This window comes from Saccharopolyspora sp. NPDC000995 (genome assembly GCF_053599315.1).
Genome location: NZ_JBSFLZ010000065.1, coordinates 1 through 15,142, shown reverse-complemented (window position 1 = coordinate 15,142; position 15,142 = coordinate 1). Strand labels below are relative to the sequence as shown.

Genomic DNA, 15,142 nt, shown 5'->3' with positions numbered 1-15,142 from the left:
GGTTTCGGATCGTGCACCCGAAATCCCGGGTTCGGCGGAAAGTGCCGGCCCGATCGCTGAGAGTTCGCAGGCGAACATGCGCAAGTCAGGATTCCGGAGTCCCGGTGGCGCAGCACAACCGCGGCCAACACGGCCTGCACATGCCGCGACTGCGGGCACGCGGCAGCGGACAACCACGAGGACCATGAGAGTCCGCGTGCGCCTCGGTACGGGCTACGACTTCACCAGTTTCGGGTGCTGTCGAGTCGGAGTTGTTTTTGGAGTACGGCAGTGGCCTTGCGGACGGCGGACTCGTCCGCGTTGAAGGCAACGGCTGCGTCGGGATAGGTGGCGTTTCCGGCGCCGGACCAGTAGCGGACCGCCCGGTCGACGGTTGCCGCGATGACCCGGGGTGAGAACCGCGTGAGGAGGTCTTCGGGGCTCGGGAGGCGCCACCAGGCCGCGAGGCAGCGGGCGGTGAAGGTCAGGCCGTGGCGCGCGGTCGTGCGGTCGAGGAGGAGGTCGGCCACGGTGTCGAGTTTGTGGTGCGTGGGCGGAGCGTGGGTGATTGGATTGACTCGTATCCGCGCGGCCATCCCGAGATGCCAGGGGGCCGAGTAGGGGAAGATTTCTTCCAGGAGCCGATCGGGTGACCACAGCAGCATGTACGGGAAAGTTCCGTGGTCGGTGTGAAGCACGCCCGCGGTGCCGCCGCGTTGTCCGGCGACCGGACTGTCGTAGTTCTGGCAGGTGAATTTTATCGGCGTGTGGCCGGTGGGGACGCCGATTCCACGCAGGGCGCCGGCGCTGCCGTAGAGGAGGATGAGAGCGGCCAGCGGAGAGTCCGCAGCGATGAGCCGGGCGAGTTTCTGGTTCTCACCGGCGCCGATGTGGTTCCAGAATGCCGCGGCTTTCCGTTCCTCGGCCTTGCCCGGCAGAGCCAGCCGGGCGACGGGCTGCTTGCGGTCGGCTCGCGCGGGTGCGGCCGCCTTCTCCTTCGCAGGCACCGTTTTAGGTGTCTTGCCGGGACTTTCCCGCTTTGGCTGGGCGGTCCGGGACGCAGGTGCAGGTGCAGGTGCAGGTGCAGGCGGGGGCGGCGTCGTTTTGGCAGGGGAACAGGCACTGCACCCGAGGTGGGTCTTGGCCGCCACCAGCGGCGCGCGGACGTCGCAGTTCGGGCAGCGAGTGGGAGCGAGCTCACCCAGCAAAGGCAGGTAGTCGAAGACGACGGGCCAGCGGCGGTCGCCACGTCGGATATCGGTGGTCAGACGCCAGGCGGGCAAGTCGATGATGTGCAGCCGGTAAGGCCGCAGCTTGTGCTGGTGGCGGTATTTCTCGCCGATCTCGGCCAGCCGCCGATCACGCTCGGCGATCGTGGCCTGGGCGCGGGCGTCCAGCAGGGCCGCGCGGTCTGGATCGGCATCGGTGCGGCGTTTGTCGATGGCGGCGAGCGCCGCGGCATAGTACTCGTTGGCCCGGGTGGTCTCGGCGGCGCGCTCGGCGTCCGCAGTCTGGGCCAGTACTCGGCCTCGCGACACGGCCGCCTCGTCGAGTACCGAATGCGTGGCGGCTAGCGCTGGGATCAGGGCGTTTCCCGGGACGTGGCGTGCTGGTCCGGTGTCGGTGGCGGCCATTGCGTCTCGCACTCGGGCCGCGGCGTGCTCGGGCCAGGCGATCAGCGACGCGACGTCGAGCATGCATTCGGAGACTTCGGTGAACTGCTCCTCGGCCGAAACGGTGTGGCTGACCAGCGCGCCCAGCCGCAGCGTCGCACGATGGGTCCGGATCGGTGCGCCGGTCGCGTCGATCCGGCCATGGTCGACGGGCATGCGGTCGCGGATCAACGCAAGCAGGTCTTCGGTGGACATCGGTTTCGAGCCGTGGGGCAGGGTGAGCGTCCCGACGTCGGCGGCGTCGATGACGGCTCCGGCGGCCGAGTCGATCTCGGGATGTCCGGCGCCGAGGAACTGCACGCCATCTTCCCGGGCGATGTCCGGATCATCGGTGATCAGCGTGGACTCCGGCAGGTCGTGCGCGGCGGCCAGCTGGTCGGGCAGAACCGTCAGCACCGCCTCGCCCGAGGGTTCCCACAGCCCGCCCCGGGAGTCCAGGTAGTCCAGCCAGAAAGCGAAGGCGGGGTTGCGTCGCCCGGTCATTCGTTGTCCTCCCCGGCCAGGGCATCGACATTGCGCCGATCCGCCAGGTAGGACGTGCGTGCCGCCGCGAGTTCTTCGCCGATTTCGTCCATGCGGCGGGCGAATGCGGATTCGTTCTCGGTCGAGGCGAACGCCTCGAACACTGCCTTTTCGAAGTCGAAATCTTCGTCGATCCGGCCAAGGATCATGTCGAGTTCCCCGACGACGAGCTCGAACATGTTGATTTTGGTCTCCAGAACGTGCAAGACCCGTTCCTCAATGGTTCCCCGGCAGGCCAGGTTGGTCAGCAGCACGTCGTGGGTCTGGCCGACCCGGTGTAGGCGGCCGAGGCGCTGTTCGATCTGCATGGGGTTCCACGGCAAGTCGAGGTTGATCATGACGTGACAGAATTGGAGGTTGCGGCCTTCGCCGGCGGACTCCGTGGACAACAACACCTGTTCGGTGTCGCGGAAGGCTCCGATCACCCGCTCTTTCTCCGCCCGGGGCAGGCTCCCGTGGTAGACGACGGCACTGATCCCTGCCGCCCGTGCCGCTTCGGCGACCGTGTCCAGGGTCTGCCGGAAAGCGGTGAACACCAACACCTTCTTCCCGCGCGCCGCGTACTCGCCCAGCTTCGCCGTCAGCAGGCGAAGTTTGGCCGGATGGCTGATCGACTTTGCCGTGGCTGCCAGATCGGTCCAGCCGAGTTTGGCCATCGTCGGCGCGGCCGCCGCCGGTGTGGAACCGGCCAGCCTGGCGACCGCGCGCAGCGCCAGTCGCCGTGCGGCGGGCGCTTCCTTGGCCTCGACTCTGATCCGCTCGGTCAGCTCCGCATACAGAGCCTGCTCGTCGGCGTCCGGGGTGACCAGCGTGGTTTCGGCCAGGCGTTGCGGTAGCCGTAGCGCGACTTCGCTACGCCGATGGCGCACCATCACCTGGCGGGTCCTGCTCCGCAGCTCAGCCAGATTGCGAGGGCTGTTCACGTCGCCACCGGCGGCGACGTGCCGGGCGCGGAACTGCGCCGGAGTGCCGAGCAATCCGGGTGCGACAAGGGAGATCATCTCGTACAGATCCTGCAAACGGTTTTCCACCGGGGTGGCCGTCAACAGCAGGAGGAACCGCGCACTCAGCGCCCGGATCAGTTTTCCCGATGCGCTGCGCGCGGACCGCAGCCGGTGTGCCTCGTCGGCGATCACCAGGTCCCATCCGGCGCTGGTGAGTTCGGCCTTCAGCGGGTCCCGGCGGGCCGCGGCCAGCGAGGCCAGCAGCACCGGCCGGTTTCCGCGTTCATCGATTGCCCGATCCTTGCCGGATACGATCGCGGTGGGCAGGCCGAACTTGCGTTCCAGTTCGTCCCGCCACTGCTCGACCAGGCCAGCTGGGGTGATCACCAATGTCCGGTCGGCTAAGCCCCGGAGCCGCAACTCGGAGGCGATCAGCCCGGCTTCGATGGTCTTGCCCAGCCCGACCTCGTCGGCGAGGATCGCCCGGCCTCTCATGCGCCGCAATACGGTGGAGGCGGTATCCCGCTGGTAGTCGAACGGCTCGAATGCCAACTGCTGCAATGACAACAGCGTGTCGAACCCGGGCCGCCGCAACACCGAGACCGCCTGGTCTACCAGTGCCGAGCGGGCGCGGTCGATGGGCGCGGCCGGGGACAGCTGACCGAGTAGGTTGAGCAAGGTCTCGGGCAAGGCTTGCGGCCCGGCGCCCACGGGATCATCGCGCTGCGTCACCAACATCAGGCCCACCATAGCGGGGACGCCCGGTCGACCTGCCCAGCGGTGCTGCGACGGTGTTGCGGGAGGCTATCCAGCTGAGTGCGGTGAGTAAGGGACGCAAGCGCAAAGCCGCGAAAGGCTGACGGAAGCCCGGTGAACACCGCGTCCATCTGTCCGGATCGCTGTTTGCGCAGCCGCCCGGGACCGAATTCGATGCGGCGGATTACCTGAGTGATCTTTCACCGGTGTTGTCCAAGTCGGAAGTCAAGGACACCCTGGACCGGCGGTTATTCGCCGTGCCCGACCGTGACACCACCTTCCGCGGCGCGGAATTCGGCAGGCTCAACCCCGCCGACCCCGGTGAGCGCGGCATCCTGATCAAGGGAGAGCATCCGGAATATTGCCGTGCTTTGGAAGATCCGACGTGGGAAGGGGAGTTCGCCGCGCGCGGCCGAACGCCCGTTTGATTAACGTTGCATCGGAGTGCATAATTATCCGCATGACGGTTCGAGTGGCTGTTGCCGGTGCAAGCGGGTACGCGGGCGGGGAACTGCTCCGCCTCCTGCTGTCGCACCCGCAGGTGGAGATCGGCGCGTTGACCGCAGGCGGGAACGCCGGAAGCAAGCTCGGGCAGCACCACCCGAACCTGCTGCCGCTGGCGGACCGCGTGCTCACCGAGACCACGACAGCCGAGCTCGCCGGGCACGACGTTGTCTTCCTCGCGCTCCCGCACGGCCACTCCGCGGCCATCGCCGCCGAGCTCGGCGAGGACACCACCGTCATCGACTGCGGCGCCGACCACAGGCTCAACGATCCCACCGACTGGGCCCGCTGGTACGGCGGCAAGCACCCCGGCACCTGGCCCTACGGCGTCCCCGAGCTCCCCGGCGCCCGCGACCGGCTCCGCGGCTCCCGCCGCGTCGCCGTCCCAGGCTGCTTCCCGACGGTGTCCTCGCTGGCGCTCGTCCCCGCGCTCGTCGCCGGGCTCGTCGAGCCGGACGCTGTCGTCGTCGCGGTCACCGGCACCTCCGGTGCCGGCCGCGCGCTCAAGCCGCACCTGCTCTCCGCCGAGGTGATGGGCTCCGCCAGCGTCTACGGCGTGGGTGGCGCGCACCGGCACACGCCGGAGCTGATCCAGAACCTCAGCGCCGCGGCGGGGGAGCCGGTGAAGGTGTCGTTCACCCCGGTCCTCGCTCCGATGTCGCGCGGCATCCTCGCGACCTGCTCCGCTCCGCTGCGCGCCGGCGCTGACGCGGACGCCGCGCGCAAGGTCTACCTCGACGCCTACGGTGACGAGCCGTTCGTGCACGTGCTGCCTGAGGGCCACTGGCCGCAGACCTCGGCCACGCTGGGCGCGAACACCGTCCACCTGCAGCTGGCGGTGGACCGGGACGCCGGGCGGCTGATCATCGTCGGGGCAGAGGACAACCTGACCAAGGGCACCGCCGGTGGTGCCGTGCAGTGCATGAACCTCGCGGTCGGCCTGCCGGAGACCACCGGGTTGCCGACCGTCGGGGTGGCGCCGTGACCGGGCTCAAGCTCCGGCTGCACGCCGAGCAGTTGGCGGTCGGCATGGTTCCGGCGCACGCCAACCTGGCCCTGACAGGCGGCACCGCGCCGATCCACGGCAGCCTGACCACCGAGGCGGGCCGCACCATCGTCTTCCCGTATTCGCTAGCCGCCGAGGCCGGTCCCGACGTGCGGGTCGAGGGCCCGTTCCGGGCGCTGGAGGTCGCCGGGCCGCTGGAGTTTTCGTTGACCGGAATCCTGGCGGCACTGCTGGTGCCGCTGGCCGGAGCCGGGATCAGCGTCTTCACGCTGTCCACTTTCGACACCGACTGGATCCTGGTGCTGGCCGAGGCCGCGGAGCGGGCCGCCGACGTCCTCACCGCCGCCGGACACGCCGTGGAGGCGACGTCATGAGAGTGCCAAGCCGCCCGTTCCGCAAGATGCCCCGGGTGCGGGTGTCCCGCAAAGCAGAGGAGAGCCAATGAGCGTGACCGGACCTGCCGGTTTCCGGGCGGCCGGGGTCGCCGCCGGGATCAAGGCCGCGGGCGTGCGCGATGTCGCGCTGGTCGTCAACGACGGCCCGCAGCAGGCCGCGGCCGGGGTGTTCACCACCAACAAGGTCAAGGCGGCGCCGGTGCTGTGGTCGCAGCAGGTACTCAAAGAGCGCAATCTCCGCTCGGTGGTGCTCAACTCCGGCTGCGCCAACGCCTGCACCGGCCCGGAGGGCTTCCAGGACACCCACGCCACCGCCGAGAAGGTCGCCGATGTGCTCGGCGTCGGTGCCATCGAGGTCGCCGTCTGCTCCACCGGTCTGATCGGTGAGCGGCTGCCGATGGACGCACTGCTGTCCGGTGTGGACACCGCGGCCAAGGCGCTGGCCAACGACGACCAAGCCGGTCTCGACGCGGCCACCGCCGTGCTCACCACCGACAGCAAGCCCAAGCAGGCTCTCGGCAAGCACGACGCGGGCTGGTCGATCGGCGGTTTCGCCAAGGGCGCCGGGATGCTCGCGCCGAACCTGGCCACCATGCTCAGCGTCATCACCACCGACGCGATGATCGGCGGCGACGACCTCGACGAGGCGCTGCGCGCGGCCACCCGGGTCACCTTCGACCGGCTGGACGTCGACGGCGGCACCTCCACCAACGACACAGTGCTGGTGCTGGCCTCCGGTGCTTCCGGCGTGAAACCGTCCAAACAGGACTTCACCGAGCTGCTCACCGCGGTCTGCTTGGACCTGGTCCGCCAGCTGCAGGACGACGCCGAGGGTGCCACCAAGACGATCGACATCACCGTGCGCGGCGCCGCCAGCGAGTCCGACGCGGTCGCCATCGGCCGCACCATCGCCGAGGACAACCTGGTCAAGACCGCGATGTTCGGCTCCGACCCGAATTGGGGCCGGATCGCGATGGCGCTCGGCCGGGTCGACGCCGAGATCGACGTGGCCAAGCTGGAGATCGCCACCAACGGCGTCACGCTCTACGCCGACGGCACCAAAGCCCACGACCGCAGCGAGGCGGACCTCTCCGGCCGCGCCATCGAGATCGTCGTGGACCTGCACCTCGGCGAACACGCGGCGACCGTCCTGACCACCGACCTGTCCCACGATTACGTCGAAGAGAACAGCGCCTACTCGTCATGACCCAGCAAGAAACCAGCGACCGGCTGGCCACCGCGGCCGAGAAGGCCAGCGTCCTCGTCGAGGCCCTCCCGTGGCTGCAGCGCTTCCACGGCGCGACCGTCGTGGTCAAGTACGGCGGCAACGCGATGATCGACGACGAGCTCAAGCGCGCCTTCGCACACGACATGGTGTTCCTGCGGCTCGCCGGGCTGCACCCGGTGGTGGTGCACGGCGGCGGCCCGCAGATCACCGCGATGCTCGACCGGCTCGGCATGGCAGGCGAGTTCCGCGGCGGCCTGCGGGTGACCTCCCCGGAGACCATGGACGTCGTGCGCATGGTGCTGGTCGGCCAGGTCGGGCGGGAGCTCGTCGGGCTGATCAACCAGCACGGGCCGTTCGCGGTCGGCATGTCCGGCGAGGACGCCCGGCTGTTCACCGCCGAGCGCCGCACCGCGACGGTCGACGGCGAAGCCGTGGACGTCGGGCTCGTCGGCGACGTGGTGTCGGTCAACGCCGGCGCCGTGGTCGACCTGATCAAGGCCGGGCGTATCCCGGTCGTCTCCACCGTCGCCCCCGACGCCGACGGCGTGGTGCACAACGTCAACGCCGACACCGCCGCCGGGGCGCTGGCAGTCGCGCTCGGTGCCGAGAAGCTCGTGGTGCTCACCGACATCGAAGGCCTCTACACGGACTGGCCGGACCGCTGCTCGCTGGTGTCGCTCCTGGACGCCGACCAGCTGGCGGAACTGCTGCCCAGCCTGTCCAGCGGCATGGTCCCGAAGATGGAGGCATGCTTGCGCGCGGTGCGCGGCGGGGTGCCGCGGGCGCACGTCATCGACGGCCGCCTCGCGCACTCGGTCCTGTTGGAGGTATTCACCAGCGCCGGAGTCGGCACGATGGTGCTGCCGACGCAGGCAGAGGAGGGCATGAACTGATGACCACCAACGCCGCGGGAGCGCAGCGCTGGCAAGCGTCCATGATGGACAACTACGGCACCCCGAAGCTGACCCTCGTCAGCGGCTCGGGCGCCGAGGTGACCGACGCAGACGGCAAGACCTACCTGGACTTCCTCAGCGGCATCGCGGTCAACGCGCTCGGCCACGCGCACCCAGCCGTGGTGCAGGCCGTCACCGCGCAGATCGGCAAGCTAGGCCACGTATCCAACCTCTACGTGCACGAGCTGGGCCTCAAGCTCGCCGAACGGCTGCTGGACCTCGCCGGCGCGACCGGCCAGGGTCGGGTGCTGTTCTGCAACTCCGGTGCCGAAGCCAACGAGACCGCGTTCAAGATCGCGCGGCTGACCGGCCGGGCCAAGCTCGTCGCCGCCCACGGCGGCTTCCACGGCCGCACCATGGGCGCCCTGGCGCTCACCGGCCAGCCCGCCAAGCAGCGGCCCTTCGAGCCGATGCCGCCCGGCGTCGTTCACTTGCCCTACGGCGACACGGCCGCACTCGAGTCCGAAGTGGACGACAACACCGCGGCGGTCTTCCTGGAGCCCATCCAGGGTGAGAACGGCGTGGTCGTGCCGCCCGAGGGCTACCTGCAGGCAGCCCGGGAGATCGCCACCCGCAACGGCGCGCTGCTGGTGTTCGACGAGGTGCAGACCGGCATCGGCCGCACCGGCTCGTGGTTCGCCTTCCAGCGCGCGGGCGTCTTGCCCGACGTGATCACCCTGGCCAAGGGCCTCGGCGGCGGCCTGCCGATCGGCGCCTGCATCGGCCTCGGCGCCGCTGGCGACCTGCTGCACCCCGGCCAGCACGGCACCACCTTCGGCGGCAACCCGGTGGTCTGCGCCGCGGCGCTGGCGGTGCTGGACACCATCGCCGCCGACGGACTGCTCGAACACGTCGAGCAGGTCGGCAAGGACCTGGTCACCGGCCTGCAGGAGCTCGACCACCCGCTGATCGGTGAGGTGCGCGGCGCGGGCCTGCTCATCGGCATCGGCCTCACCGAGCCGGTGTCAGCCAAGATCGCCGCCGCCGCGCAGGACACCGGCTACCTGATCAACCCCATCCAGCCCGACGCGATCCGGCTGGCCCCACCACTGATCGTGCGCCCCGAGCAGGTGCAGCGGCTGCTCGCCGACCTGCCCGCCTGGCTCGACGCTGCCAAGGAGAACCACTGATGCCCCGGCACTTCCTCCGCGACGACGACCTCACACCCGACGAACAGGCCGAGGTCCTCGACCTCGCCGGCCAGCTCAAGGCCGACCCGCTCGGCTCCGACGCGCTGGCCGGGCCCAAGTCGATCGCGGTGATCTTCGAGAAGAACTCCACCCGCACCCGCCTCTCCTTCGAGGTCGGCATCGCCCAACTCGGCGGCCAGCCGGTCGTCGTGGACGGGCGGATGATGCAGCTCGGCCGCGAGGAGACCATCGAGGACACCTCCCGTGTGCTGTCCCGCTACGTCGACGCCGTGGTGTGGCGGACCTTCGCGCAGGCCCGCATCGACGCCATGGCCGCGGTGTCCCGGGTGCCGGTGATCAACGCGCTCACCGACGAGTTCCACCCCTGCCAGGTGCTCGCCGACCTGCAGACCATCCGGGAACGGCACGGCGAGCTAGCCGGGCTGACCCTGACCTACCTCGGTGACGGCGCCAACAACATGGCGCACTCGCTGATGGTCGGCGGTGCCACCGCCGGCATGCACGTCCGCATCGGCGCGCCGGAGGGCTTCCGGCCGCTGGACTGGGTGCTGGACGCGGCCAAGAAGCGAGCCGCCGAGACCGGCGGTTCGGTCGAGCTGTTCAACACCCCCAACGGCGCGGTCGAGGGCTCGGACGTGCTGGTAACCGACTCCTGGACGTCGATGGGGCAGGAGAACGACGGCAAGGACCGGGTCAGCCCGTTCCGGCCGTTCCAGGTCAACTCCGAGCTGCTGGCCGCCACCGGCAAGGCCGACACCAGCGTGCTGCACTGCCTGCCCGCGCACCGCGGCATGGAAATCACCGACGAGGTGGTCGACGGCCCGGCCAGCGCGGTGTTCGACGAGGCAGAGAACCGCCTGCACGCGCAGAAGGCGCTGCTGGCGTGGCTGGTGCGACGACCATGACGACCCGGGTCGCGCGGCAGGCCCGCATCGTCGAACTGGTCGCGTCGATGGGCATCCGCAGCCAGACCGAACTGGCCAAGCTGCTCGCCGGCGACGGCATCGAGGTCACCCAGGCGACGCTGTCCCGGGACCTCGACGAGCTCGGCGCGGTCAAGCTGCGGGGCGCCGACGGCGGGGCGGCGGTCTACGTCATCCCCGAGGACGGCAGCCCGGTCCGCGGTGTGCAGGGCGGCACCTCGCGGTTGTGCCGACTGCTCGGCGAACTGCTCGTCGGGGCCGACGGCGCGGGCAACCTGACCGTGCTGCGCACCCCGCCGGGCGCGGCGCAGTTCCTGGCCAGCGCCATAGACCGGGCCGCGCTGCCGGAGGTGGTCGGTTCCATCGCGGGCGACGACACCGTGATGATCGTCGCCCGCGAGCCCCTCACCGCGCACCAGCTCGCCGAGCGGTTCACCGAGATGGCCGCCGGGGAACGGCAGTCCGAAGTGGACGCCGAAGCACGGTCCACGGTGGACGGCAGGGGGCAGGTTTCTTCTGGGCAGCAAAACGATGAGTGAGCGGGTAGTGCCGGCCTACTCAGGTGGCCTGGACACATCCGCGGCCACCGGCTGGATCGCCGAGGAGACTGGCGCCGAGGTCGTTGCTGCTCGTCGGTATCAACGGCTGCGAGATCTACGAGGTACCGGGCGCGATCTCGTTGATCACCGCGCACCAGGGATTGGAGGACGTGCCCCTGGAGCGCGAACTGGCCCGGTACAAGAGGGCAGTCGCGCAGCGCTGGGGCGAGTTGCTCCACGACGGTCTGTGGTTCTCCCCGCTCAAGGACGTCCTGGACGCCTCCATCGCCGACCCGCAGCAGCACGTCAGCGGCGAGATCAGGATGGTCCTGCGCGGCGGCCGCGCGGTGGTCAACGGCCGCCGCAGCGAGGAATCGCTGCACGGCTTCGACCTGGCTGCCTACGACGCGGGCGACTCCTTCGGTCAGCGCCTGGCCGGGGGCTTGGTCCAGCTGTGGGGTCTGCCCCGCAAGATCGCTACCCAACACACCCAGTGCGTCTGACACCGGCAGGATGGGCGCGCACCACCCGATCACCCGGCGCGGGCGCTATTTCGCGAGAATTCGGCCGCGTACCGGGTGAACGTCGATTCCTCGCGAAATCGGCAACTCGGCACGAACCGCACCGACAGCAACAACCTGACACAACTGAGGGAACACCGTGACGCAGCAAGGCAGCGAGCACACCAAGCTCTGGGGCGGCCGGTTCGCCTCCGGCCCGGCCGAAGCGATGGCCGCGCTGAGCCTGTCGACCCACTTCGACTGGCGCCTGGCGCCCTACGACATCGCCGGCTCCCGCGCCCACGCCCGCGTGCTGCACCGCGCCGGGCTGCTCACCGCCGACGAACTCGAGCGGATGCTCGCGGGCCTGGACACCCTGGCCGCCGACGTCGAGGCGGGCGCCTTCCAGCCGGTGATCGACGACGAAGACGTGCACACCGCCCTCGAACGCGGCTTGCTGGAACGCGTCGGCCCGGAACTCGGTGGCAAGCTGCGCGCCGGTCGCTCCAGGAACGATCAGGTCGCCACCCTGTTCCGGATGTGGCTGCGCGACGCCAACCGCCGAGTCGTCGCGTGCGTCCTCGACATCGTCGACGCCCTCGTTGCCCAGGCCACCGAACACCCCGAGGCGGTGCTGCCCGGCCGCACCCACCTGCAGCACGCGCAACCGGTGCTGCTGTCGCACCACCTCCTCGCGCACTGTCAGGCGCTGCTGCGCGACGTCCAGCGCTTCCGCGACTGGGACGCCCGCACCGCCTACTCGCCCTACGGCTCGGGCGCCCTGGCGGGCTCCTCGCTCGGGCTCGACCCGCAGGCCGTCGCCGCCGAGCTCGGCTTCGCCGGTGCCGTCGACAACTCCATCGACGGCACCGCTTCGCGCGACTTCGCCGCCGAAGCCGCGTTCTGTCTCGCGATGCTCGGCGTGAACCTCTCGCGCATCGCCGAAGAGGTGATCATCTGGAACACCGCCGAATTCGGCTACGTGACCCTCGACGACGCCTGGGCCACCGGCAGCTCGATCATGCCGCAGAAGAAGAACCCGGACGTCGCCGAGCTGGCCCGCGGCAAGTCCGGGCGGCTTATCGGCAACCTCAGCGGGCTGCTGGCCACGCTGAAGGCGCAGCCGCTGGCCTACAACCGGGACCTGCAGGAGGACAAGGAGCCGGTCTTCGACTCCGTCGAGCAGCTCGAACTGCTGCTGCCCGCGATGGCGGGCATGCTCGGCACCCTGACCTTCCACACCGAACGGCTCGCCGAGCTCGCGCCCGCCGGCTTCACCCTCGCCACCGACATCGCGGAGTGGCTGGTGCGCCAGGGAGTCCCGTTCCGCGTCGCGCACGAGGCGTCGGGGGAGTGCGTGCGCACCGCCGAGGCCCGCGGCGTCGGACTTGAGGAACTGACCGCTGAGGAGCTCGCCGCGGCCAACCCGGCGCTCACCCTGCAGGTGCGCGAAGTGCTGACCGTCGAGGGCTCGATCGCCTCCCGCGACGCGCACGGCGGCACGGCCCCGAACAGGGTCGCCGAGCAGCGCGAACGCGTCGTCGCCGGAGTGCGGCAACATCGCGAGTGGCTCTCCAAGTGATCACGGTTTGGGCACGACCGGTAGGGTCGAGCCTGTGACTCAGGTGACACGCGACGAACTCGCCCTCGATCCGCTGTGGGTGGCCCGCCGCTTGCTCGGCTGCGAACTGCGGTCGACGAGCCCGCAGGGCGAGGTCGGCGTGCGCCTGGTCGAGGTCGAGGCCTACCGGGGCATGGACGACCCCGCGTCGCACTGCTACCGCGGCCGCACCGAGCGCAACGCGGTGATGTTCGGCCCGGCCGGTCACCTTTACGTGTACTTCGTGTACGGGATGCACTTCTGCATCAACGTCGTGTGCCTCACCGACGGTGTCCCCGGCGCGGTCCTGCTGCGCGCCGGGGAGGTCACCACGGGCACCGAGCTCGCCCGCTCCAGGCGGCCAGCGGTCCGCAAGGATGTCCAGCTCGCCAGCGGGCCCGCTCGGCTGGCCGGTGTGCTAGGCATCACTCGCGAGCACAACGGCGTCGACCTCACCAGCCCGGAGTCGCCGATCCGGCTGTACAACGGCACTCCGGTCGGCGAGGACGACATCCGCAGCGGGCCCCGGGTCGGCGTTGCCGCGGCGATGGACCTGCCGTGGCGGACTTGGGTGGACGGCTCCTCGGCGGTCAGCTCGTACCGACGTGGCGGGCGTCGCCGCATCCAGGCCCGGACGTAAACCCGGTTGCGGGGATGCGCGAAACTGAACTTCGTGAGCGAGCACATCCTTGACGAGCTGACCTGGCGTGGCCTGATCGCGCAATCCACCGACCTCGACTCGCTGCGGCGGGAACTCGACGACGGGCCGCTCACGCTATATGCCGGTTTCGACCCGACCGGCCCCAGCCTGCACGCCGGACACCTGATCCCGATCCTGACGCTGCGCCGCTTCCAGCAGGGCGGGCACCGGCCGGTGGTCCTCGCCGGCGGCGCCACCGGCCTGATCGGCGACCCGCGCGATGTCGGCGAGCGCAACCTGCACGACGAGAACACCGTGCTGGAGTGGACCGACAAGATCCGCACCCAGCTGTCCGCGTTCGTCGACTTCGACGATTCGCCGACCGGGGCGATCGTAGAGAACAACGCGCACTGGACCGCCGACCTGCCGGTCACGGCGTTCCTGCGGGACATCGGCAAGTACTTCTCGGTGAACACGATGCTGGCGCGGGAAACAGTCAAGCGGCGGCTGGAAACCGACGGCATGTCCTACACCGAGTTCAGCTACATGCTGCTGCAGGCCAACGACTATGTGCAGCTGTACCGGAAGTACGGCACCCGGCTGCAGCTCGGCGGCTCCGACCAGTGGGGCAACATCATCGCTGGGGTCGACTTGGTCCGGAAACAGGAGTCGGTCGCGGCGCACGCGCTGACTCTGCCGCTGGTCACCGACTCGGAAGGCCGCAAGTTCGGCAAGTCCACCGGCGGCGGCAACCTCTGGCTGGACCCGACGATGACCACGCCGTACGCCTGGTACCAGTACTTCGTCAACGCGGCCGACGCCGACGTCGCGAAGTACCTGAGGCTGTACACCTTCCTCGACCGCGAGGAGATCGACGAGCTGGAGCGGACCACGGCGCAGCGGCCCCAGTTGCGGGCTGGCCAGCGCCGACTCGCCGAGGAGCTGACCACGCTGGTGCACGGCGCGGACCAGACCCGCAAGGTCGTCACGGCCAGCCAGGCACTGTTCGGCAAGGGCGAGATCGCCGACCTCGACGAGGCGACCTTGGACGCCGCGATGGCCGCGGTGCCGACCGCGGAGATCCGGCTCGCGGACGCTCTGACGATCGTGGATCTGCTCGTCGAAACGGGCCTCGCGACCGGGAAAGGCGCGGCGCGGCGCACCATCAAGGAAGGCGGCGCGTACGTCAACAACGACAAAATCGCAGACGAGGAGTGGTCGCCGAGCAAGGACGACCTGCTGCACGGCCACTGGCTGGTAGTTCGCCGTGGCAAGCGTCACACTGCGGGCGTCAAGGTCATGTACTAGCCTGAAACCAACGCCGGAAAGGGGCTCTGAACTGCATGTTCAGCACCTTCCCGGGATGACCTGAGCCGATTTGACTTGGTGCGGATCAACGCGTAAATTATTTCAGGTCAGCGCGGAACGGGCCGATGAAAAACGGGCCAGGCACTGACATGGGGACGCGAACCAAGCTCCTGCCTCTTGGTGGTAGAGTGGGCGTCCCAATGGGAAATCGAGATTGGTCAGGCAGGCTTTTGTCCGCAGGGCGAGGTTCGGTTTCCAACCAGATCTTTGATACAACAGTGCTTGGCTGTGGCCGAGTAGAATAGCGAGCCGAAATTCGGCGGTGATCCGGTGGGGCGACCCCCCGGTGAGACCGAAAAAGGGCCTGCTACTCTGGTCGACAGCAAAAGCGAAGAGGAAATGCTCCCCGGAGCTGCGGGTCCCTTTGGTGGGGTCGGGTGATGGTGTGGGTGTGTTCTTTGAGAACTCAACAGCGGACTGTTTTGGTTAGTGTTCTTTTATGCCCCCGACCATGCAGGTTT

13 protein-coding genes and 1 pseudogene are annotated in these 15,142 nt (G+C 69.4%); 12 read left to right on the top strand and 2 right to left on the bottom strand.

The genetic code is table 11. From position 1 onward, the window contains the following. Positions 1-221: 221 nt before the first annotated feature. Positions 222-2,135 carry a hypothetical protein gene (locus tag ACWDKQ_RS20875; protein WP_450140409.1) on the bottom strand — a complete coding sequence of 638 codons (1,914 nt, stop codon included), beginning with the start codon at positions 2,133-2,135 and terminating at the stop codon, positions 222-224. Beyond that, a complete protein-coding gene (locus tag ACWDKQ_RS20870) occupies positions 2,132-3,856 on the bottom strand; it encodes a DEAD/DEAH box helicase (RefSeq protein ID WP_450140408.1) in 1,725 nt (574 codons plus the stop codon). The genes ACWDKQ_RS20875 and ACWDKQ_RS20870 overlap by 4 nt, the downstream gene beginning before the upstream one ends. A 224-nt stretch (positions 3,857-4,080) precedes the next feature. On the opposite strand from ACWDKQ_RS20870, the gene ACWDKQ_RS20865 reads away from it, so the two are divergent. From ACWDKQ_RS20865 to tyrS, 12 genes and pseudogenes are all read left to right on the top strand, one after another. After that, entirely contained in the window at positions 4,081-4,302 is a 222-nt protein-coding gene (locus ACWDKQ_RS20865) for a hypothetical protein (protein ID WP_450140407.1), read from the top strand. Between the two features lie 32 nt (positions 4,303-4,334). Next, positions 4,335-5,363, top strand: coding sequence for an N-acetyl-gamma-glutamyl-phosphate reductase (gene argC, locus ACWDKQ_RS20860; RefSeq protein WP_450140406.1), 1,029 nt, complete (start codon positions 4,335-4,337; stop codon positions 5,361-5,363). Continuing rightward, on the top strand, positions 5,360-5,758 hold the full coding sequence (locus ACWDKQ_RS20855; protein WP_450140405.1) for an ACT domain-containing protein: 399 nt from the start codon (positions 5,360-5,362) through the stop codon (positions 5,756-5,758). The genes argC and ACWDKQ_RS20855 overlap by 4 nt, the downstream gene beginning before the upstream one ends. A gap of 67 nt (positions 5,759-5,825) precedes the next feature. Further along, positions 5,826-6,986: a bifunctional glutamate N-acetyltransferase/amino-acid acetyltransferase ArgJ gene (gene argJ, locus ACWDKQ_RS20850; protein ID WP_450140404.1), complete on the top strand. Its 1,161-nt coding sequence runs from the start codon at positions 5,826-5,828 to the stop codon at positions 6,984-6,986. Next, positions 6,983-7,900, top strand: a complete 918-nt coding sequence (gene argB, locus ACWDKQ_RS20845; RefSeq protein ID WP_450140403.1) for an acetylglutamate kinase — start codon at positions 6,983-6,985, stop codon at positions 7,898-7,900. The genes argJ and argB overlap by 4 nt, the downstream gene beginning before the upstream one ends. After that, on the top strand, positions 7,900-9,090 hold the full coding sequence (locus ACWDKQ_RS20840) for an acetylornithine transaminase (protein WP_450140402.1): 1,191 nt from the start codon (positions 7,900-7,902) through the stop codon (positions 9,088-9,090). The genes argB and ACWDKQ_RS20840 overlap by 1 nt, the downstream gene beginning before the upstream one ends. Beyond that, positions 9,090-10,016, top strand: a complete 927-nt coding sequence (gene argF, locus ACWDKQ_RS20835; RefSeq protein WP_450140401.1) for an ornithine carbamoyltransferase — start codon at positions 9,090-9,092, stop codon at positions 10,014-10,016. The genes ACWDKQ_RS20840 and argF overlap by 1 nt, the downstream gene beginning before the upstream one ends. After that, positions 10,013-10,573 (top strand): arginine repressor, encoded by a 561-nt coding sequence (locus ACWDKQ_RS20830; RefSeq protein ID WP_450140400.1) that lies wholly within the window; start codon positions 10,013-10,015, stop codon positions 10,571-10,573. The genes argF and ACWDKQ_RS20830 overlap by 4 nt, the downstream gene beginning before the upstream one ends. Before the next feature lie 89 nt (positions 10,574-10,662). Next, a pseudogene (locus ACWDKQ_RS20825) lies at positions 10,663-11,076 on the top strand (argininosuccinate synthase); the annotation flags it as partial. Between the two features lie 157 nt (positions 11,077-11,233). Continuing rightward, the gene (gene argH, locus ACWDKQ_RS20820; RefSeq protein WP_450140399.1) at positions 11,234-12,655 is read left to right on the top strand and encodes an argininosuccinate lyase; all 1,422 of its coding nucleotides are present in this window, start codon (positions 11,234-11,236) and stop codon (positions 12,653-12,655) included. A gap of 34 nt (positions 12,656-12,689) precedes the next feature. Then, positions 12,690-13,313 carry a DNA-3-methyladenine glycosylase gene (locus ACWDKQ_RS20815; RefSeq protein WP_450140398.1) on the top strand — a complete coding sequence of 208 codons (624 nt, stop codon included), beginning with the start codon at positions 12,690-12,692 and terminating at the stop codon, positions 13,311-13,313. Positions 13,314-13,346: 33 nt separating this feature from the next. Then, positions 13,347-14,621, top strand: coding sequence for a tyrosine--tRNA ligase (gene tyrS / locus ACWDKQ_RS20810; RefSeq protein ID WP_450140397.1), 1,275 nt, complete (start codon positions 13,347-13,349; stop codon positions 14,619-14,621). The last annotated feature ends 521 nt before the right edge of the window (positions 14,622-15,142 follow it).